The 509-nt window shown below is 74.5% G+C and carries 1 pseudogene; it reads right to left on the minus strand.

Annotated elements, in window-relative coordinates:
• Window positions 1-391, minus strand: a pseudogene (locus x551_RS23095) (ATPase); the annotation flags it as partial.
• Window positions 392-509 lie beyond the last annotated feature (118 nt).

The following is a 509-nucleotide window of genomic DNA, read 5'->3' on the forward strand; positions in this document are numbered from 1 at the left end:
CGGCGCGGGCGCGCAGCGGTTGCAGGTGGTCGTGCGCGCGCGCCAGCACCTCGTCGAGCTGCGACACGCGCGCCGCGATGTGGCGTGCCCCGTAGCGCGGCAGCATCCGCGCTTCCAGCGACGCCGTCACCATGCGGGCCATGCCGGGTCCCTGCTCCAGGCCGCCGATCGCGTGCGCCAGTGCCATCTTGCCGCTTTCACCGTCGTCCTGGCGCGGCTGGCACTCGATGCCGAACTGTTGCTCGAAGGCCTCGATCGCCCGCGTGAGCCAGGCGGCCTCGAGCGGCTGCGCGCCGAGCAGCGTGGCATGCACCCAGTCGCTCAGCACCGCCAGCTGCGCCGGCTGCTCGGCCAGGCAGTACGGCAGCAACCACAGGTCGATGCGTGACACCGCGCCGCGGCCGCTGCTCGCGGCGGCGGTCTTCAGCAGCCCGACGGTCTGGCGCCAGCGCGGTCGACACCGCGATGGCCTGCTCGCGCACGAAGCGGCGCGCCTCGGCCAGCGCGTC

It is taken from the genome of Methylibium sp. T29 (genome assembly GCF_000576205.1).
GTDB classification, from domain to species: Bacteria; Pseudomonadota; Gammaproteobacteria; order Burkholderiales; family Burkholderiaceae_C; genus Methylibium; species Methylibium petroleiphilum.